This is a genomic window from Streptomyces sp. Y309 (assembly GCF_056712025.1).
Genome location: NZ_CM160048.1, coordinates 2771086 through 2790091, shown reverse-complemented (window position 1 = coordinate 2790091; position 19006 = coordinate 2771086). Strand labels below are relative to the sequence as shown.

Below are 19006 nucleotides of genomic sequence, written 5' to 3'. Positions count from 1 at the left end.
GACGGTGTCGGCGTCTCGGGGCGCGAGGCGCCCCTTGGTGGTCGTGAGACCGGCGCTGCTCCCCCTTCCCGCCGCCACTCGGCGCTGCGTTGCGCCCCTGTGCGCCGGTTCGATCCCGCGGCGGTCCCGGGAATTCCAGCACAGTGCAGGATCTCCAACAAGGCCCGTGGGCCAGGCCATGAACTCCGTGACAGCACGTGATTGGCGCGTTACGAGACGTAGAAAGTGAAGTCGCCCATAACGGACTTTCTCGTACGAGATCCTCGCGCACAGCGGGTGTCCCAGTCTTCATGATCAGGAGCGGAATGGGGCCTTCAGGTGGGCAATGTCCGTTTTCAATGGGCGGACCACCAGCCGGAATTGACCGTTTTGCCCACTCCTCAGTGAGCAAACTCACATGAAGATCATGGCCTCTTCTGGACTTTGCCTGGGAATTGCATGTTTAGCCTGACGCTTTACAGGGATGGCGAAACCGACAACCGGCGTCCACCGAGCGACGCCCCAACCGACAGGGTCCGAACGGCAGATGAAGTCCACGTTGATGTTCCGCAACATAGCCAACCCCCGCCGCACCACCCTCGCGCACCTCGAGGACGCCGACGACGTGCAGCCCGCGGCCGAGCAGCCGGAGCACCCCGTAGAACTGCCGACCCAGACGGCGAACCCGCGCCGCACGACCCTGATGGACGTCCCCGTAGGGGAATAGCCCGTCGGCGGACGTCATTGCTCGGCGAGCAGAAAATAGCCCGTCCGGCGATTGAGGACGAGCCGCGAAGCGGCGATCAGGGGGAGAGGGGCGAAGCCCCATAGACTGGGGCACCCACCTCCACCCACAAACGCAAGGGGCCCCGTTGCGCATCGCCAGATTCTCCATCGACGGCAATGTCGCCTTCGGCGCAGTCGAGGGCGAAGCTCCCCCCGGAAGCACCGAGGGGCTCGTCCTCGACATCATCAAGGGCATCCCGTTCGCGGACTTCGAGCTCTCCGGCACCAAGGTCCCGCTGAGCAAGGTCCGCCTGCTGCCCCCCGTACTGCCGAACAAGGTCGTGGCCATCGGCCGCAACTACGCGGAGCACGCGGCGGAGCTCGGCAACGAGATCCCCGACGCCCCGGTGGCCTTCTTCAAGCCGTCCACCTCCGTGACCGGCCCCGGCGACCCCATCGAGTACCCCTCCTTCTCCGAGGAGGTGCACCACGAGGCGGAGCTGGCCGTGGTCATCGGCCGGATGTGCCGCGAGGTCCCGCGCGAGCGCGTGGCCGACGTCATCCTCGGCTACACCTGCGCCAACGACGTCACCGCGCGCGACGTACAGAAGCGCGAGAAGCAGTGGGCACGCGCCAAGGGCTTCGACTCCTCGTGCCCGCTCGGCCCCTGGGTGGAGACCGACATCGACCTGGCCCGCGCCGCCGACCTCACCATCCAGTGCACGGTCAACGGCGAACAGCGCCAGCTCGGCCGCACCGCGGACATGATCCGTCCCATCGAGGACCTCATCGTCCACATCAGCGAGGCCATGACGCTGCTCCCCGGCGACGTCGTCCTCACGGGCACCCCGGCAGGGGTCGGCCCCCTCAACGTCGGCGACGAGGTCGCCGTCACCATCGAAGGCATCGGCACTCTCACCAACAAGGTGATCAAGCGTGGCTAACGCGACGAACGTACGCGTACGTTTCTGTCCCTCCCCGACCGGCAACCCGCACGTGGGCCTGGTCCGCACCGCCCTGTTCAACTGGGCCTACGCCCGGCACCACGGCGGCACCCTGGTCTTCCGCATCGAGGACACCGACGCGGCCCGTGACTCCGAGGAGTCCTACGAGCAGCTCCTGGACTCGATGCGCTGGCTGGGCTTCGACTGGGACGAGGGCCCCGAGGTCGGCGGCCCGCACGCGCCGTACCGGCAGTCGCAGCGCATGGACCTCTACAAGGAGGTCGCCGACAAGCTCCTCGCCGCCGGCCACGCGTACTACTGCTACTGCTCCACCGAGGAGCTGGACGCCCGCCGCGAGGCCGCCCGCGCCGCCGGCAAGCCGTCCGGCTACGACGGCCACTGCCGCGAGCTGACCGCCGAGCGCAAGGCCGCGTACGTCGCCGACGGCCGCACCCCCATCGTCCGCTTCCGCATGCCCGACGAGGCGATCACCTTCACGGACCTGGTCCGCGGCGAGATCACCTACCTGCCGGAGAACGTGCCGGACTACGGCATCGTCCGCGCGAACGGCGCCCCGCTCTACACGCTGGTCAACCCGGTCGACGACGCCCTGATGGAGATCACCCACGTCCTGCGCGGCGAGGACCTGCTCTCCTCCACCCCGCGCCAGATCGCGCTCTACAAGGCGCTGATCGAGCTGGGCGTCGCCAAGGAGATCCCCGCCTTCGGCCACCTGCCGTACGTGATGGGCGAGGGCAACAAGAAGCTCTCCAAGCGCGACCCGCAGTCCTCCCTCAACCTCTACAGGGAGCGCGGTTTCCTCCCCGAGGGCCTGCTCAACTACCTCTCGCTGCTCGGCTGGTCCCTCTCCGCCGACCAGGACATCTTCACGACGGACGAGATGGTCGCGGCCTTCGACGTGGCCGACGTGAACCCCAACCCGGCGCGCTTCGACCTCAAGAAGTGCGAGGCCATCAACGCCGACCACATCCGCCTGCTCGACGTGAAGGACTTCGCCGAGCGCTGCGCCCCCTGGCTCAAGGCCCCCTTCGCCCCCTGGGCGCCGGAGGACTTCGACCAGGACAAGTGGGACGCGATCGCCCCGCACGCCCAGACCCGCCTCAAGGTCCTCTCCGAGATCACCGACAACGTGGACTTCCTGTTCCTGCCGGAGCCGGTCTTCGACGAGGCGTCCTGGACGAAGGCGATGAAGGAGGGCTCGGACGCGTTGCTGCGCACGGCCCGCGAGAAGCTGGACGCGGCCGACTGGTCCTCGGCGGAGTCCCTGAAGGAGGCCGTCCTGGCCGCCGGCGAGGCCCACGGCCTCAAGCTCGGCAAGGCCCAGGCCCCCGTCCGCGTCGCCGTCACCGGCCGCACGGTCGGCCTGCCCCTCTTCGAGTCCCTGGAGATCCTGGGCAAGGAGACGACGCTGGCCCGCGTGGACGCGGCGCTGGCGAAGCTCGCCGCCCAGTAGTCACGTACGTACGTCACGTACGCAGGCGCATACGTCACATACGAAGGGCCCGGAAGCCGTCACGGCACCCGGGCCCTTCGCGTACGTTCGAAGCATGCCGATCAACGCCGTGCCGAACAGTGCTGTGCCGACCAACGCCGTGCCGATCAAAGCCGTCGTCTGGGACATCGACACTGCATTCTTCGGGGGATAACCCCCGAACCCCCAGCCGGGAAGGCACGCGCCGCTTACTGTCGTCCTCATGGCGATCAAAGCCGTCGTCTGGGACATCGACACTGCATTCTTCGGGGGATGACCCCCGAACCCCCAGCCGGGAAGGCGCGCGCCGCTTACTGTCGTCCTCATGCCGATCAAAGCCGTCGTCTGGGACATCGACACTGCATTCTTCGGGGGATGACCCCCGAACCCCCAGCCGGGAAGGCGCGCGCCGCTTACTGTCGTCCTCATGGCGATCAGAGCCGTCGTCTGGGACATCGACGACACGATCTTCGACTACGCGCGCGCGGACACCGCGGGCATGCGCGCCCACCTCACCGCGGAAGGCCTCCTGGCCAGGTACGGCACGGCCGCCGAGGCCCTCGCGCTGTGGAAGGAGACCACCGACCGCCACTGGGCCCGCTTCGGCGCCGGCGAGGTCGACTTCGAGTCCCAGCGCCGCGACCGCGTCCGCGACTTCCTGGGCGCCGCACTCGACGACACCGAGGCCGACGCCTGGTTCGCGCGCTACCTCACCCACTACGAAGCCGCCTGGACCCTCTTCCCGGACACCGTCCCCGCCCTCGACGCCCTCGCCGACGGCTACCGGCACGCCGTCCTCTCCAACTCCGCCCAGAGTGTCCAGGACCACAAGCTCCGCGTCCTCGGCGTGCGCGACCGCTTCGAGGCCGTCCTGTGCGCCGCCGAGCTCGGCGTCTCCAAGCCCGCGGCCGAGGCCTTCCACGCCGTATGCGACGAGCTCGGCCTCGCGCCCGCGGAGATCGCGTACGTCGGCGACCAGCCGGAGATCGACGCCCGCGGCGCCCGCGACGCGGGCCTGCTCGGCATCTGGCTCGACCGCAACGGCTCGGCGCAGGAAGGCCCGTCGGGCGTCCACCGCATCGCCGGTCTCACCGAGCTTCCCGCGCTGTTGTCGGCCGATACCCGTTTTGGAGCGCCGTCCACCTTCGGGTAATGTTCTTCCTGCGCCGCCCGAGAGGGGCCGAAAGGTCCGGCCGGGAAGCGCAAAGTCAAACAAAGCCCCCACAGGGGGTTGCGCTTTGATGGCCTATGGTGTAATTGGCAGCACGACTGATTCTGGTTCAGTTAGTCTAGGTTCGAGTCCTGGTAGGCCAGCTCGCAGAGCTCATCTGCAACCGCGGTTGTCGTTCAAGAGTGACAGCATCCGCAAAGCCCCCGTTGTGTAGCGGCCTAGCACGCTGCCCTCTCAAGGCAGTAGCGCCGGTTCGAATCCGGTCGGGGGTACAGATCCTTCCCGCGAGGACAGTACGGGTCGCACCCACTGACCACGATGCAGGATCGCTAGAGCCCCCGTTGTGTAGCGGCCTAGCACGCCGCCCTCTCAAGGCGGTAGCGCCGGTTCGAATCCGGTCGGGGGTACTGTGGTCTGGTCTAGACCACCAGTGGGCTATGGTGTAATTGGCAACACGAAGGTTTCTGGTTCCTTTGTTCTAGGTTCGAGTCCTGGTAGCCCAGCGCAGTAACGGCAGTACCAGCAGGCCCCCGTTGTGTAGCGGCCTAGCACGCCGCCCTCTCAAGGCGGTAGCGCCGGTTCGAATCCGGTCGGGGGTACGCGAGACAAGGGGCCTTCCCGCAAGGGAGGGCCCCTTCGTCGTCACTCCCCGGCGCCCCGCCCGAAGCGGCGGTTGGACTCCTCCGCCTGCGCGATGCGGCGCAGCGCCAGCAGCACCGGTTCGTAGAGCACGGTCAGTGCGACCGCCGCCTCCAGCTGCTCGTCCGGCGAGTCGTACCGCTCGAGCAAGTCCAGGTCCGCGGCGGCCAGTTGACGTCCCGCCCGCGCATAGGGCGCCAAGTCCTCGACGGCGCACGGATATCCGAGCCGGGAGAGCGTGCCCACCGCGGTCACCAGCATCCGGTACGCCGGAGCGTCGGCCCCGTACCCCCTCGCGTACTCCCAGTCGACCCCTTCGAGGAGTGCGTCGACGGTGCGCCGCGCGGCCGCCGTGTCCGCGCCGTCTCCGCGGCCCCCGTCTCCGGGGGTGGCCTCGGGGCCGTGGGGGAGTGCCCAGACCGCCACTCCCAGGCGGGAGTTGTGGTCCAGGGAGTCGTCCTCCAGGGCGGCGAGCACCTCCCGGGCCGACGCGATCGGCACCCGGCCCACCTGGATCAGCGCCCGCACGAAGCGCAGTCGCTGCAGGTGCTTCTCGTCGTACTCGGCCTGTGTCGCCGTCACGCGGCGGCCCGGCGGGAGCAGGCCCTCGCGCAGGTAGTACTTGATCGTGGCCGTCGAGACCCCGCTGCGCGTACTGAGCTCCGCCAGTCTCATCGGCCCGCTTCCCCTCTTGCGCATCCACTTGGTGAGTGACACTATCCAATCATGGATAGCGAAGCTATCCAACACGGCGAAGGGGGAATCATCGTGAGCAGCAAGCCGATCGAAGGGCGCATGACCGCCGACGCGCGGGGCGGCGTCACCGTCTTCACCATCGGGATGCGCATCAACAACTTCCGTGCCCTGCGCAGCTGGTGGCCCGTCTTCCGGGCGATGCCGCGGATGCTCAAGGAGCTGTCCAAGGACCGGGAGCTCGGGATGCTGGGCCATCAGTTGCTGTTCGGCGGCCCACGGCTGCTGTACGTGGTCCAGTACTGGGAGTCGCCGGAGAAGCTGCTCGCCTACGCGTCCGCTCAGGGCATGGAGCACCGGCCCGCCTGGGCCGCCTTCAACCGCCGGATGCGGGAGGGCAAGGGCAAGGTCGGCTTCTGGCACGAGACGTACGTCGTGCCGGCCGGCGCCCATGAGGCGGTGTACGTCAACATGCCGCAGTTCGGCCTGGCCAAGGCCACGGGCGTGGTGCCGGTCGGCCGCAGGGGAGACAGGGCCGCCGACCGCCTCGAGGCGGTCTGAGGAGGGCCTGGGGAACTGGCGGGGGATATGGGAGCGGGGATATGGGAGCGGGGGGATATGAGAAGCGCCCGAGGGGCCGCCGCGGCGTTGAGGCGGCCCCTCGGGCGTTCCGTGCGCTGGCTGCGCGTCGTGCGGGGGTCAGCCCCCCGTGCGGCGCAGGGCCTCGGAGAGGCGGCCGGCGGCGTCGATGACCGCCTGGGCGTGCATCCGGCCCGGGTGGCGCGTCAGGCGCTCGATCGGTCCGGACACCGAGACGGCCGCCACCACGCGGTTCGACGGGCCGCGCACCGGCGCCGACACCGACGCCACCCCCGGCTCGCGCTCACCGATCGACTGCGCCCAGCCGCGGCGGCGCACACCCGACAGCGCCGTCGCCGTGAAGCGCGCGCCCTGCAGGCCGCGGTGCAGCCGCTCGGGCTCCTCCCAGGCCATCAGGATCTGCGCGGACGAACCCGCCTTCATGGTGAGCGTCGAACCGACCGGAACCGTGTCCCGCAGGCCCGAGAGCCGCTCGGCGGCGGCCACACAGATGCGCATGTCGCCCTGCCGGCGATAGAGCTGCGCGCTCTCGCCCGTCACGTCCCGCAGATGGGTGAGCACCGGCCCCGCCGTCGCCAGCAGGCGGTCCTCGCCCGCCGCCGCGGCCAGCTCGGCCAGGCGCGGGCCCAGAATGAACCGGCCCTGCATGTCCCGCGCCACCATCCGGTGGTGCTCCAGAGCCACGGCCAGACGATGGGCCGTGGGTCGTGCCAGCCCGGTGGCCGCGACCAACCCGGCAAGGGTGGCGGGACCGGACTCCAGAGCGCTCAGGACAAGGGCTGCCTTGTCGAGAACGCCTACGCCGCTAGAGTTGTCCATGCAACGATACTCGCGTCTCACTCTGTGAAACGCAAGTTCAAAAAATCCGGGAACCCGCCACTCTGTAGGAGCGGTCCGCGGACCAACGGGCACGCGGCCGACGTTCCGGTGCGGAAGTCACGAGGGGGACGGCGTCGGCGAACTGAATTCTCTAGTTGGGCCGGCGCGCGACGCCGGTCGGAGGGAAAGCGATGGGTAGGACTCTCGCGGAGAAGGTCTGGGACGACCACGTCGTCCGGCGCGCCGAAGGCGAGCCCGACCTCCTCTTCATCGATCTGCACCTGCTGCACGAGGTGACCAGCCCCCAGGCGTTCGACGGCCTCCGGCAGGCGGGCCGGCCGGTGCGGCGCCTCGATCTCACCATCGCCACCGAGGATCACAACACCCCGACCCTCGACATCGACAAGCCCATCGCCGACCCGGTCTCCCGGGCCCAGCTCGAGACGCTGCGCAAGAACTGCGCCGAGTTCGGCGTCCGGCTGCACCCGCTGGGCGACGTCGAGCAGGGCGTCGTCCACGTCGTGGGACCGCAGCTGGGACTGACCCAGCCGGGCACCACGGTGGTGTGCGGCGACTCCCACACCTCCACGCACGGCGCCTTCGGCGCGCTGGCCTTCGGCATTGGCACCTCGCAGGTCGAGCACGTGCTCGCCACCCAGACGCTGCCCCTGGCCCGCCCGAAGACCATGGCCATCACCGTCGACGGCGAACTGCCCGAGGACGTCACCGCCAAGGACCTGATCCTGGCCATCATCGCCAGGATCGGCACCGGCGGCGGCCAGGGCTACATCCTGGAATACCGCGGCCCGGCCATCGAGAAGCTCTCGATGGAGGCCCGCATGACCATCTGCAACATGTCCATCGAGGCCGGCGCCCGCGCGGGCATGATCGCCCCGGACGAGACGACCTTCGCGTACATCAAGGACCGCGCGCACGCCCCGCAGGGCGCGGACTGGGACGAGGCCGTCGCGTACTGGAAGACGCTGCGCACCGACGACGACGCCGTCTTCGACGCCGAGGTCTACATCGACGCCACCGCCCTTGCGCCGTTCGTCACCTGGGGCACCAACCCGGGCCAGGGCCTGCCCCTGTCGGCCGACGTCCCCGACCCGGCTTCGTACGAGGACGCTTCGGAGCGGCTCGCCGCCGAAAAGGCTCTGGAATACATGGGGTTGAGCGCCGGACAGCGGCTGCGCGACATCAAGGTGGACACCGTCTTCGTAGGCTCGTGCACCAACGGCCGTATCGAAGACCTGCGATCGGCCGCCGCCGTGCTCGAGGGACGCAAAGTCGCCGACGGCGTACGGATGCTGGTGGTGCCCGGCTCGGTGCGGGTCGCCCTGCAGGCCGTCGAGGAGGGCCTGGACAAGGTGTTCACCGCCGCGGGCGCCGAATGGCGGCACGCGGGTTGCTCGATGTGCCTGGGCATGAACCCCGACCAACTGGCCCCCGGCGAGCGTTCCGCGTCCACCTCCAACCGCAACTTCGAGGGCCGCCAGGGCAAGGGCGGGCGCACCCATCTGGTCTCGCCGCAGGTCGCCGCCGCCACCGCGGTCACCGGCCGGCTCTCCTCGCCCGCCGACCTCGCCGACGCCCCCACCACCGCCGGAGTCTGATCAGCCATGGAAGCCTTCACCACGCACACCGGCCGGGCCGTCCCGCTGCGCCGCAGCAACGTGGACACCGACCAGATCATCCCCGCCCACTGGCTGAAGAAGGTCACCCGGGACGGCTTCGAGGACGGGCTCTTCGAGGCCTGGCGCAAGGACGCCGACTTCGTGCTCAACAAGCCGGAACGGCAGGGCGCCACGGTGCTTGTCGCCGGACCCGACTTCGGCACCGGCTCCTCCCGTGAGCACGCCGTCTGGGCGCTGCAGAACTACGGCTTCAAGGCCGTCGTCTCCTCCCGCTTCGCCGACATCTTCCGCGGCAACTCGCTCAAGAACGGCCTGCTCACGGTGGTTCTGGAGCAGTCCACCGTGGACGAGCTGTGGGCCCTGACAGAGGCCGACCCGCAGGTCGAGATCACCGTCGACCTGCACGAACGCCAAGTCCGCGCCCCAGGCGTGACGGCCGGGTTCGAGCTGGACGAGAACGCCCGCTGGCGGCTTCTGAACGGCCTGGACGACATCAGCATCACGCTCCAGAACGAGCAGGACATCGCGGCGTACGAGGCCCGCCGCCCGGCCCACAAGCCGCGCACCGTGCAGGCCGCCTGAGACGCCGCACCGGGGTGGCCGGAACCGGCCCTCTCAGCACCCCTTGGCCGACCGGTTCCAGGACCGTCCGGCACCCGATGTACCCCCATCCGTGGACGGTTGGGGGTACATCTGTGTCCGGCCCCCATATGCCCCGCGATGACCTGAACGGGTGGTCTCAACTGCCTTGATCCGAAGGGGAGAAGAGGCCGGAAATCCCCTTGCACGCAGCGGGTGCGGGTATCCTCGGATGGGCGCCGGAGGAGGGTAGTTACCCCCTGCGGAGGCGACAACTCGCCCCAGATGGCACAATCGGTGCATGGGACGCGACGACCAACTCGAGCTCTACGGACTCGTGGCGGACCAGTTGAAGGAAGCGCACTCCCGGGTGCGCGCACTGCAAGTCCCGGAGGGCGTACGGATGGCGCTGACCCGGAAGCTGCTGGTCATTACGGCCGCGGCCAAACACGATCTCGCCGATGCGGCAAGGCGTCTGGAGCGATTGATGGCGTACCTCGACGAGGTCGACGAGGGCCGAATCCCTGAAGACGGCTGAGCGGCAGGCCTCAACGGGTCGTCCGCGCCCCAACGGGCCTTCGAGGAACTCCTCGAGAGTCCAGGTCGTTGCGGCACAAGGGTGATTAGCCCGTTTCGTGTTTGATTTGCGGTATATATCTGCCTAACGTGCGAAAAAGCCGGAGTATTTCGCTCCCGGCTATGTCTCCGAAGGGGAAGACGTGAACAAGGCGCAGCTCGTAGAAGCGATTGCCGACAAGGTCGGTGGCCGTCAGCAGGCCGCCGACGCCGTGGACGCGGTTCTGGACGCCATCGTCCGTGCCGTCGTCAGCGGGGACCGTGTTTCGGTCACCGGCTTCGGCTCGTTCGAGAAGGTCGACCGTCCGGCCCGGTACGCCCGCAACCCGCAGACGGGGGAGCGCGTTCGGGTCAAGAAGACCTCGGTGCCCCGCTTCCGCGCGGGTCAGGGCTTCAAGGACCTGGTGAGCGGCTCGAAGAAGCTCCCGAAGAACGACGTCGCGGTCAAGAAGGCGCCCAAGGGCAGCCTGTCGGGTGGCACTTCCACCCGTTCGACCGTCAAGAAGGCCGCGGCCAAGAAGGCCACGACCGCCAAGAAGGCGACGGCGAAGAAGACCACCGCCAAGAAGGCCACGGCCAAGAAGACCACCGCCAAGAAGACCACCGCCAAGAAGGCGCCCGCCAAGAAGGCGGCGAAGGCGGCCACGGCCAAGAAGACCACGGCCAAGAAGGCGACGGCGAAGAAGACCACCGCCAAGAAGACCACCGCCAAGAAGGCGGCGGCCAAGAAGGCTCCGGCCAAGAAGGCCACGGCCAAGAAGGCGCCCGCCAAGAAGTCCACGGCGCGCAAGACCACCGCCAAGAAGGCCACCGCCCGCAAGAAGTAAGGGCACAGGGGCACTCACGCGCCGGGCCGGACTCCCCGAGGGGAGTCCGGCCCGCGGCGCGTTTCGGGGCCTTGCCGGGGCCCGCCCGGCCAGCCGTGGCGGCGCTAGAACGTCTGCAGGGTGACCAGCGTGATGCGGCGCTCCTCGCCCTCGCCGGCCGTCTCGAGGCGTACGCGCTGGCCGGGCCTGAGGAGGCGGAGGCCGCCCGCGTCGAAGGCCGGGGCGTCGAAGGGGACGGGGGTGCCGTCGTCGAGGAGGACGCTGCCGGTGCGGGTATCGGGGTCGTACGTGTACGCGGTGGCCTGCATGGGGGAAGCGTACTCAGTCACGGGATCGGCGGCCCGGGCTCAGTCCGGGATCAGCAGTCCGGCGGCCGCGGTGGCCGTGTGCGGGCCCACGCCGAGGGCCAGCGCGGCGCGCAGGTCGTCGCCGGTGTCCACGTCCTGGCGTACGGAACCGACGTCACCGACGCCCAGTTCCGTCGCGCCGGAGCCCCGGTGGCGGGCGCGCGAGCCCGTGCCGAATTGGGGACGCAATTCCGTGCCGGGGGCCGCGGAGAGCAGGGTCGTGCCGATTTCGGCGGCATCCGGGAGAAAAGCCCGGGGAAATTGGGCGGCGGCATCGAGGACCCGGGCCAATTCGCGGGACCGCAGCGCGGGCAGGTCGGCGTTGAGGGCCGCCACGGGCGCCCGGGGGCGCCTGGCGCGCACATGGTCCGCCGCGTGCGCCAGAGCGGCGTTCAGCCCGTCCCCGGGGGCGTCCGGGACGACGCGGGCGCCGAGCGCGGCCAGTTCGCGGCCCGCCCGGGCGTCGTCCGTGACGACCACCACATCCCGTACCGACGGGCAGCCCACCGCCGCGGCCACCGTGTCCTGCGCGAACGCCAGGGCCAGCGCGGGCCGCAGGCCGTCGCCGGCGGCGGGCGCGAGGCGGCTCTTGGCCCGCTCCAGGGGCTTGAGCGGTATCACCAGGGTCCACTGCACGCCGGGGCTCCGTCCTTCGGTGCGGCCCATTGTGACCTGCGGGAAGGGAGCGGCGGGGGGCCGGGGTGCGGGGGCGGGCGCCGGTGCGGCGCGCGGGTCCGCGGCGGGGCGGGGCACGCAGGGGAGTGCAGGGGGGCGGGCGGACGGGTGGGCGTACGGTGTTCTCGACAGGACGGCAGCCTGGGGCGACACTTGTGCGGCCGACCAGGCTCATGGAGGAAGGTGTCCGAGTGTCCCGCCGCAGAATCGGCTTCTGGTACCGCCTGGCGGCGGTCATCGCTAAACCGCCGCTGTTGGTTCTGATCAAGCGGGACTGGCGGGGAATGGAGAACATTCCGGCCGACGGCGGTTTTATCACCGCCGTGAACCACAATTCACATCTCGACCCGCTCGCGTACGCCCACTTTCAGTACAACACCGGTCGGGTTCCGCGTTTCCTCGCCAAGCACGGGCTCTTCAAGAAGGGCTTCGTCGGGGCCTTCATGCGGGGCACCGGGCAGATCCCGGTCTACCGCGAGACCACCAACGCGCTGAGCGCCTTCCGGGCCGCCATCGAGGCCGTCGAGCGCGGCGAATGCGTCGCGTTCTACCCCGAGGGCACCCTCACCCGCGACCCCGACCTGTGGCCCATGACGGCCAAGACGGGCGTCGCGCGCGTCGCGCTGCAGACCAAGTGCCCGGTCGTGCCCGTCGCCCAGTGGGGCGCCAACCACGTGCTCGCGCCGTACGCGAAGAAGCCCGAGCTCCTGCCCCGCAAGACGCACCACGTGCTCGTCGGCGAGCCGGTGGACCTGCGGCGCTTCTACGACAAGGAGATGACCCCGGACCTCCTGAAGGAGGCCACCGAGGTCATCATGGCGGCCATCACCGAGCTGCTCGAGGAACTGCGCGGCGAGAAGGCCCCGCAGAAGCGTTACGACCCGCGTGAGGTCCGGCTCGCGCAGCGCCTCAAGGCCAAGGAGACCGGTGCCGCACCGGCCGCCGAAGGCGTCAGCAGCCGTACGGAGCAAGGCAGTTCGGAGGAGAGCAAGTGACCCGATCCCTGAAGGCCGCCGTCTTCGGAACCGGCTCGTGGGGGACGGCCTTCGGCATGGTCCTGGCCGACGCCGGCTGCGACGTCACGCTGTGGGGCCGCCGCGCCGAACTCGCCGAAGCGGTCAACTCCACCCGCACCAACCCGGACTATCTGCCGGGCGTCGAACTCCCGCGGAACCTGCGCGCGACCACCGACCCCGCAGCGGCCGCGGACGGCGCCGACTTCACCGTGCTCGCCGTGCCCTCGCAGACGCTGCGCGGCAACCTCGCCGCGTGGGCGCCGCTGCTCGCCCCCGACACGGTGCTCGTCTCGCTGATGAAGGGCGTCGAGCTCGGCTCCGCCATGCGCATGAGCGAGGTCATCGAGGACGTCACCAAGGCCCCGGCCGAGCGCATCGCCGTCGTCACGGGCCCGAACCTGGCCCGCGAGATCGCCGCCCGCCAGCCCGCCGCCGCCGTGGTCGCCTGCCGCGAGGAATCGGTTGCGCAGCGCCTGCAGGCCGCCTGCCACACCCCGTACTTCCGCCCGTACACCAACACCGACGTGGTCGGCTGCGAACTGGGCGGCGCCGTCAAGAACGTCATCGGACTCGCCGTCGGCATCGCGGACGGCATGGGGCTCGGCGACAACGCCAAGGGCTCGCTCATCACGCGCGGACTCGCCGAGACCACCCGGCTCGGCCTCGCCATGGGCGCGGACCCGCTGACGTTCTCGGGTCTCGCGGGCCTCGGCGACCTGGTGGCCACCTGCTCGTCGCCGCTCTCGCGCAACCACACCTTCGGCACCAACCTCGGCAAGGGCATGACCCTGCAGGAGACCATCGCGGTCACCAAGCAGACCGCGGAGGGCGTCAAGTCCTGTGAGTCCGTGCTGGATCTGGCCCGCAGGCACGGCGTCGACATGCCGATCACCGAGACGGTCGTGGGCATCGTGCACGAGGGCACGCCGCCGGTGGTCGCGCTCAAGGAGCTGATGTCGCGCAGCGCCAAGCCGGAACGGCGCTGAGCCCTCCGGCGGCGCCGCCGACCCGCCGGTCGTGGCGGGACACCGGCGGGACACTGGACCAGTCCGGTCCAGCGGGTACGCTCAACGCGATATGAGCAGCGAGAACCTCCCCCAGAGCCCTGAGCAGAGCCCCGCGCCGGGTTCCGAGCAGCCACTCCGCAAGCCGCGTGTGGCCGTCGTGTTCGGCGGCCGCAGCTCGGAGCACGGCATCTCCGTGGTCACCGCCGGTGCCGTGCTGGGCGCCATCGACCGCGACAAGTACGACGTGCTGCCCATCGGCATCACGACGGACGGGCGCTGGGCCCTGACGGCCGACGAGCCGGAACGGATGGCCATCACCGACCGCAAGGTCCCGAGCGTCGCGGAGCTCGCCGAGTCCCGCGCCGGCGGCGTCGTCCTGCCCCTCGCCCCGGGCGACCGCGAGGTCGTCCACAGCGAGCCCGGCGCCGTGCCCAAGGCGCTCGGCGAGGTCGACGTGGTCTTCCCGATGCTGCACGGCCCGTACGGCGAGGACGGCACCCTCCAGGGGCTCCTGGAGCTGTCCGGCGTGCCGTATGTGGGCGCGGGCGTGCTCGCCTCGGCCGTCGGCCAGGACAAGGAGTACATGAAGCGGGTCTTCACCTCCTTCGGGCTGCCCGTCGGCCCGTACCTGGTGATCCGGCCGCGTGAGTGGCAGCGCGAGGAGAAGAAGGCCCGCCAGCGCATCGCGGACTTCGCGGGCGAGCACGGCTGGCCGCTGTTCATCAAGCCCGCGCGCGCGGGCTCGTCGATCGGCATCACGAAGGTCGACTCCTTCGACGGCCTCGACGAGGCCATCGCCGAGGCCCAGCGGCACGACCCGAAGATCATCGTCGAGGCGCTGCTCCGGGGCCGCGAGATCGAGTGCGGTGTCCTGGAGTTCGAGGACGGCCCCCGGGCCAGCGTGCCCGCCGAGATCCCGCCGGTGCAGGCGCACGACTACTACGACTTCGAGGCGAAGTACATCGACTCGACGCCCGGTCTGGTGCCCGCACCGCTGACGCCCGAGGAGACCGCCGAGGTGCAGCGGCTCGCGGTCGAGGCCTTCGAGGCGGCGTCCTGCGAGGGGCTGGTGCGCGCGGACTTCTTCCTCACCGAGGACGGCCGGTTCGTCATCAACGAGATCAACACCATGCCGGGCTTCACGCCGATCTCCATGTACCCGCAGATGTGGGAGAAGAGCGGCGTGAGCTACCCGGAGCTGGTGGACCGCCTCATCCAGGCGGCGCTCAGCCGGTCCACCGGGCTGCGCTAGCCAACGGCCCGCGCGGGGATGCGACGGCCCGCCGCACGGTCAGGCGACACCCTTGGGGATGGTCTTCTTGATGGGGGCGGCGAAGTCCGTGAGCGGGCCCAGGCCGTCCCCCGTCCGCTCCTTCGGCAGGGTCACCTCTACGTAGGCGAGGCGCAGCCCGGTGGTGAAGACGTACGAGCCGTCGTCGCGCTTCTGCAGCAGCCAGGCGACGCCGTTCACCTTCACGCCGTCCGACTTGGCCACGTCGGGGTCGAGCATCTCCGGGGGCCGCTCCACGCCGCAGCGCAGTATGATCGCCGGGTCTCCCCACCCGGCGGTCAGGTCGGACTTGGGCCCGGGGTCGGTGCGCCCGAGCCCGTCGACCTTCTCCGGGAGCTGCTTGTGCAGATCACGGCAGAGTCCCGCGGCCTTCGCGCTCGGGGACGGAACCACGACCGACGTCTCGTCGTCCGTTGATGAGCAGGCCGCTGTCGCGATCAGGAGTGCGAAAGCGGATGTGCCTGTGAGACAGCGGCGCCGGAGACGGGGGAAGTTCACCGGGCCAGGGTAGACGGGGGCTACAAGTGCACGACCGGGCAGGTCAGGGTTCTGGTGATGCCATCCACTTGCTGGACCTTGGCGACCACCATGCGGCCGAGTTCGTCGACCGTGTCCGCCTGCGCGCGCACGATGACATCGTAGGGACCGGTCACGTCCTCGGCCTGGATCACTCCCGGGATCTTGCCGATCAGCTCGGCGACGGTCGACGCCTTGCCGACCTCGGTCTGGATCAGGATGTACGCCTGTACCACGGAACCTCCAGGGCGGCCACGAGGATCATGTGGGGAGAAGGGACGCCACGGTACCGCGTCGCCGCTCGCCACGGGGAGACCTGGGGGAGCTGTGGCGCGCACATCACGGCGTACGGGCAGAGAGACGGACAACAGAGGTTGACGGTCACGTCGACCGTACCGACGACAGGGACGGCTCGCGACCGCAAGCGGACCGCGGCGACCGTGGCAGAAGGAGCAGCACGCGCATGAAGGGCACCGTCGGCGAGTTGGGCGAGTTCGGGCTCATCAGGGAGCTCACCTCGCGGCTCACCTCCACTCCGGCCGTACGCCTCGGCCCCGGCGACGACGCCGCGGTCGTGGCCGCTCCGGACCGCAGGGTCGTGGCCAGCACCGACATCCTCCTGGAGGGCCGGCACTTCCGCCGCGACTGGTCCACGGCCTACGACGTCGGCCGCAAGGCCGCCGCCCAGAACCTCGCCGACATCGCGGCGATGGGCGCGGTGCCCACCGCCATCCTGCTCGGGCTCGTCGTGCCCGCCGAACTCCCCGCGAGCTGGCCCATCGAGCTCATGGACGGGCTGCGGGACGAGTGCCAGGTCGCGGGCGCGGCCGTGGTCGGCGGCGATGTCGTACGCGGCGACACCATCACCGTCTCGATCACCGCGCTCGGCGACCTGCGCAACCACGAGCCCGTCACGCGCGCGGGCGCCCAGCCCGGGGACGTCGTCGCCGTCACCGGCTGGCTCGGCTGGTCCGCCGCCGGGCACGCGGTGCTCTCGCGCGGCTTCCGCTCGCCGCGCGCCTTCGTGGAGGCCCACCGCAGGCCCGAGCCGCCGTACCACGCGGGCCCCGCGGCCGCCGGGCTCGGCGCGACCTCCATGACGGACGTGAGCGACGGCCTGATCGCCGACCTCGGCCACATCGCCGAGGCCAGCAAGGTGCGCATCGACATCCGCTCCGGAGACGTGGACGTGCCCTCGCAGATGAACGACATCGGGCAGGCCGTCGGCGTCGACCCGCTGCAGTGGGTGCTCAACGGCGGCGAGGACCACGCGATCGTGGCGACGTTCCCGGTCGACGTGAAGCTGCCCGCGCGCTGGAAGGTCATCGGAGAGGTCCTCAACCCCTCGGCGCAGCCGCAGGTCACGGTCGACGGCGCGCCCTGGAGCAGCACGGGCTGGGACCACTTCGGCGAGAACGGGGGCGGCGAGTGACCGCGCCGCCGCGGGTGCTCACCGTCGCCGGTTCCGACTCCGGTGGCGGCGCCGGCATCCAGGCCGACCTGAAGACGATGCTCGCCCTCGGCACGCACGGCATGAGCGTCATCACGGCCGTCACCGCGCAGAACTCCCTGGGCGTGCAGGGCGCTTGGGAGCTGCCGGTGGACGCGGTGCGGGCGCAGTACCGCAGTGTCGTCGACGACATCGGCGTACAGGCCGTGAAGACCGGCATGCTCGCGTCGGCCGAACTCGTCGAGGCGGTCGCCGACTTGCTCGCCGGCACGGACGCGCCCGCGGTCGTCGACCCGGTCGGCGTCTCCAAGCACGGCGACTCGCTGCTCGCGGCGTCCGCGCTGGACTCGGTGCGCACGAAACTGCTGCCGGTCGCCACGGTCGCGACGCCCAATCTCGACGAGGTCGCCCAACTCACCGGCGTCGAGGTCGAGTCGGAGGACGGCATGCGGCGCGCGGCGGCCGCCGTCCTCGCGTATGGACCCACGTGGGTGCTCGTCAAGGGCGGCCATCTCAGCGGCGACGCCGTGGACCTGCTCACCGACGGCTCCGAAGAGCACTGGCTGCGCGCCCCGCGCCACGACAACCGGCACACGCACGGCACCGGCTGCACCCTCGCCAGCGCCGTCGCGGCGCAGCTCGCGAAGGGGCAGACCGTGCCGCAGGCCGTGGCGGCCGCCAAGGAGTACGTCACCGGGGCGATCGCCGCCGGGTTCGCACTCGGCGGCGGGATCGGGCCCGTGGATCACGGCTGGCGGTTCAGGGAGGCGTAGTCCTCCGACAGCTGCCGGGCGTAGTCCTTGAGCGTGAGGTTGCTCGCGGCCTTCTCCGTCAGCCTCTTGAAGAAGCCCGCCAGGAAGCGGGAGCTGAGCATGCGGTACGCCCGGTCGCGGCTGCGGATCTTCTTGTCCGTGGGCGGTGCGAGGAAGGGCCCCGCGTTGCCCGACGTCTTCTGGCAGCCCTTGGCGTAGTCGCGGATCTCCGCTTCGTACGCGGCGAAGGCGACCCGGTGATCGCCCCGCGAGGCCGCCAGCTCGCCCGCCAGGACGTACGCGGACACCAGTGCCGTGCCCGTCCCGATGCCGCCCATCGTGGCGCCGTACCCGGCGTCCCCGAGCAGGACCACACGGCCCTGTGAGAGCCGGTCGACGTGGATCTGCGCGATGGCGTCGAAGTAGAGGTCCTCGGCGCGCTCAAGGCCCTCCAGGGCCGCTGCGGCATGCTTCCAGGCCATGCCCGCGAACCGCTCGGCGAGGATCTTCTTCTGCTGCTCCGGGTCGTGCCGGTCGTAGGCGAGCCGCTCGGACCTGAAGACCAGGCCGACGCCTGCCCGCTCCGGGTCGCCGTCATAGTTGTTGATCATGACGGTGCGGCCGGGCTCGCTGTAGATGCGGGCGGTGTGGTCGAGGCCGAGGTGGTTGCGGACGTCGAAGCCCGCCACGTAGTAGCCCAGAAACCGCAGGTACCGCGACTCGTCGCCGAACACCAGACGGCGGGTGTGGGAGTGCAGCCCGTCGGCACCCACGACGAGGTCGAAGCGGCGCGGAGCACCGTGGTCGAAGGTCACGTCGACGCCTTCGGAGTCCTCGGTCAGCGAGGCGACGGAGTCTCCGAAGACGTACTCCACGCGGTCTTTGGTGCGCTCATGGAGGATCTTGGAGAGATCGCCGCGGAAGATCTCCACATCACCGCTCATCAGGAACGCGGGCAGATCCACCCGCTCCTTGTCGTCGGCCTCGACGATGGTCTGGCGGCCCATGTGCGTCTGGCGCCGGTGGACCTCGTCCCAGATGCCCATGCGGCGCAGCACGGTGCGGTGGACGTCGCCGCGGAAGTCCACGGCGAAGCCGCCCTCGCGCAGGGCGGGCGCCTTCTCCACGACGGTGACCCGGGCGCCGTACCGGGACAGCCACAGGGCGAGCGCGGGTCCGGCGACGCTGGCGCCGGAGATGAGGACGTCGAGGTGGGCCAAGGGCTTGGGGTGCTGCGGTGTGTTCGTCATGCCCCGAGCTTCGGCCGGGG

General features: G+C 70.3%; 21 protein-coding genes and 5 tRNA genes. 19 read left to right on the top strand and 7 right to left on the bottom strand.

Going from position 1 to position 19006, the window contains the following annotated elements:
• Positions 1-526: 526 nt before the first annotated feature.
• The 9 genes from AC0KTA_RS10435 to AC0KTA_RS10395 all read left to right on the top strand — a co-directional run bounded on the left by AC0KTA_RS10435 (position 527) and on the right by AC0KTA_RS10395 (position 4911).
• A complete protein-coding gene (locus tag AC0KTA_RS10435; RefSeq protein WP_481054831.1) occupies positions 527-706 on the top strand; it encodes a hypothetical protein in 180 nt (59 codons plus the stop codon).
• A 145-nt stretch (positions 707-851) separates the two neighbouring features.
• The gene (locus AC0KTA_RS10430; protein ID WP_481054830.1) at positions 852-1649 is read left to right on the top strand and encodes a fumarylacetoacetate hydrolase family protein; all 798 of its coding nucleotides are present in this window, start codon (positions 852-854) and stop codon (positions 1647-1649) included.
• The gene (gene gltX / locus AC0KTA_RS10425; RefSeq protein ID WP_481054829.1) at positions 1642-3123 is read left to right on the top strand and encodes a glutamate--tRNA ligase; all 1482 of its coding nucleotides are present in this window, start codon (positions 1642-1644) and stop codon (positions 3121-3123) included. The genes AC0KTA_RS10430 and gltX overlap by 8 nt, the downstream gene beginning before the upstream one ends.
• Before the next feature lie 445 nt (positions 3124-3568).
• A complete protein-coding gene (locus AC0KTA_RS10420) occupies positions 3569-4294 on the top strand; it encodes an HAD family hydrolase (protein WP_481054828.1) in 726 nt (241 codons plus the stop codon).
• A gap of 89 nt (positions 4295-4383) precedes the next feature.
• A tRNA-Gln gene (locus tag AC0KTA_RS10415) sits at positions 4384-4455 on the top strand.
• A gap of 56 nt (positions 4456-4511) precedes the next feature.
• Positions 4512-4584 (top strand) — tRNA-Glu (locus tag AC0KTA_RS10410).
• A 62-nt stretch (positions 4585-4646) separates the two neighbouring features.
• Positions 4647-4719 (top strand) — tRNA-Glu (locus AC0KTA_RS10405).
• Between the two features lie 24 nt (positions 4720-4743).
• Positions 4744-4815 (top strand) — tRNA-Gln (locus AC0KTA_RS10400).
• A 23-nt stretch (positions 4816-4838) separates the two neighbouring features.
• Positions 4839-4911, top strand: a tRNA-Glu gene (locus AC0KTA_RS10395).
• A gap of 43 nt (positions 4912-4954) precedes the next feature.
• Here AC0KTA_RS10395 and AC0KTA_RS10390 read toward each other — a convergent pair.
• Positions 4955-5626, bottom strand: coding sequence for a MerR family transcriptional regulator (locus AC0KTA_RS10390; protein ID WP_481054827.1), 672 nt, complete (start codon positions 5624-5626; stop codon positions 4955-4957).
• A gap of 120 nt (positions 5627-5746) precedes the next feature.
• Here AC0KTA_RS10390 and AC0KTA_RS10385 point away from each other — a divergent pair, with 120 nt between their 5' ends.
• The gene (locus tag AC0KTA_RS10385) at positions 5747-6205 is read left to right on the top strand and encodes a DUF4188 domain-containing protein (RefSeq protein ID WP_481056376.1); all 459 of its coding nucleotides are present in this window, start codon (positions 5747-5749) and stop codon (positions 6203-6205) included.
• Between the two features lie 138 nt (positions 6206-6343).
• Here AC0KTA_RS10385 and ndgR read toward each other — a convergent pair whose 3' ends face one another.
• Entirely contained in the window at positions 6344-7063 is a 720-nt protein-coding gene (gene ndgR, locus AC0KTA_RS10380) for an IclR family transcriptional regulator NdgR (protein ID WP_189736846.1), read from the bottom strand.
• A 191-nt stretch (positions 7064-7254) separates the two neighbouring features.
• Between ndgR and leuC the strand changes: the two genes are divergently transcribed.
• The 4 genes from leuC to AC0KTA_RS10360 all read left to right on the top strand — a co-directional run bounded on the left by leuC (position 7255) and on the right by AC0KTA_RS10360 (position 10682).
• Positions 7255-8679: a 3-isopropylmalate dehydratase large subunit gene (gene leuC, locus AC0KTA_RS10375; RefSeq protein WP_481054826.1), complete on the top strand. Its 1425-nt coding sequence runs from the start codon at positions 7255-7257 to the stop codon at positions 8677-8679.
• 6 nt (positions 8680-8685) lie between these two features.
• Positions 8686-9282 (top strand): 3-isopropylmalate dehydratase small subunit, encoded by a 597-nt coding sequence (gene leuD / locus AC0KTA_RS10370; protein WP_481054825.1) that lies wholly within the window; start codon positions 8686-8688, stop codon positions 9280-9282.
• 298 nt (positions 9283-9580) lie between these two features.
• Positions 9581-9817 (top strand): SCO5555 family protein, encoded by a 237-nt coding sequence (locus tag AC0KTA_RS10365; RefSeq protein WP_481054824.1) that lies wholly within the window; start codon positions 9581-9583, stop codon positions 9815-9817.
• A 181-nt stretch (positions 9818-9998) separates the two neighbouring features.
• Positions 9999-10682, top strand: coding sequence for an HU family DNA-binding protein (locus tag AC0KTA_RS10360; RefSeq protein ID WP_481054823.1), 684 nt, complete (start codon positions 9999-10001; stop codon positions 10680-10682).
• Positions 10683-10786: 104 nt separating this feature from the next.
• On the opposite strand, the gene AC0KTA_RS10355 is transcribed toward AC0KTA_RS10360, so the two are convergent.
• Positions 10787-10990, bottom strand: coding sequence for a hypothetical protein (locus tag AC0KTA_RS10355; RefSeq protein WP_481054822.1), 204 nt, complete (start codon positions 10988-10990; stop codon positions 10787-10789).
• Between the two features lie 39 nt (positions 10991-11029).
• Positions 11030-11665, bottom strand: a complete 636-nt coding sequence (gene cofC, locus AC0KTA_RS10350) for a 2-phospho-L-lactate guanylyltransferase (protein WP_481054821.1) — start codon at positions 11663-11665, stop codon at positions 11030-11032.
• 230 nt (positions 11666-11895) lie between these two features.
• Between cofC and AC0KTA_RS10345 the strand changes: the two genes are divergently transcribed.
• From AC0KTA_RS10345 to AC0KTA_RS10335, 3 genes are all read left to right on the top strand, one after another.
• Positions 11896-12699, top strand: coding sequence for a lysophospholipid acyltransferase family protein (locus AC0KTA_RS10345; RefSeq protein ID WP_481054820.1), 804 nt, complete (start codon positions 11896-11898; stop codon positions 12697-12699).
• Positions 12696-13706 carry an NAD(P)H-dependent glycerol-3-phosphate dehydrogenase gene (locus tag AC0KTA_RS10340; protein WP_481054819.1) on the top strand — a complete coding sequence of 337 codons (1011 nt, stop codon included), beginning with the start codon at positions 12696-12698 and terminating at the stop codon, positions 13704-13706. Before AC0KTA_RS10345 ends, AC0KTA_RS10340 begins: the two co-directional genes overlap by 4 nt.
• Positions 13707-13797: 91 nt before the next feature.
• On the top strand, positions 13798-14979 hold the full coding sequence (locus tag AC0KTA_RS10335) for a D-alanine--D-alanine ligase family protein (protein ID WP_481054818.1): 1182 nt from the start codon (positions 13798-13800) through the stop codon (positions 14977-14979).
• Positions 14980-15018: 39 nt separating this feature from the next.
• Here AC0KTA_RS10335 and AC0KTA_RS10330 read toward each other — a convergent pair whose 3' ends face one another.
• Positions 15019-15516 carry a DUF3515 domain-containing protein gene (locus AC0KTA_RS10330; RefSeq protein ID WP_481054817.1) on the bottom strand — a complete coding sequence of 166 codons (498 nt, stop codon included), beginning with the start codon at positions 15514-15516 and terminating at the stop codon, positions 15019-15021.
• A 20-nt stretch (positions 15517-15536) separates the two neighbouring features.
• The gene (locus tag AC0KTA_RS10325; RefSeq protein ID WP_016642988.1) at positions 15537-15770 is read right to left on the bottom strand and encodes an Lrp/AsnC family transcriptional regulator; all 234 of its coding nucleotides are present in this window, start codon (positions 15768-15770) and stop codon (positions 15537-15539) included.
• A 227-nt stretch (positions 15771-15997) separates the two neighbouring features.
• Here AC0KTA_RS10325 and AC0KTA_RS10320 point away from each other — a divergent pair, with 227 nt between their 5' ends.
• Entirely contained in the window at positions 15998-16966 is a 969-nt protein-coding gene (locus AC0KTA_RS10320) for a thiamine-phosphate kinase (protein ID WP_481054816.1), read from the top strand.
• Positions 16963-17757: a bifunctional hydroxymethylpyrimidine kinase/phosphomethylpyrimidine kinase gene (gene thiD, locus AC0KTA_RS10315; RefSeq protein ID WP_481054815.1), complete on the top strand. Its 795-nt coding sequence runs from the start codon at positions 16963-16965 to the stop codon at positions 17755-17757. The genes AC0KTA_RS10320 and thiD overlap by 4 nt, the downstream gene beginning before the upstream one ends.
• Here the strand turns inward: thiD and AC0KTA_RS10310 are convergent.
• Positions 17730-18986 (bottom strand): FAD-dependent monooxygenase, encoded by a 1257-nt coding sequence (locus AC0KTA_RS10310; protein WP_481054814.1) that lies wholly within the window; start codon positions 18984-18986, stop codon positions 17730-17732. The two genes, thiD and AC0KTA_RS10310, sit on opposite strands and share 28 nt — an antisense overlap.
• Positions 18987-19006: the final 20 nt, after the last annotated feature.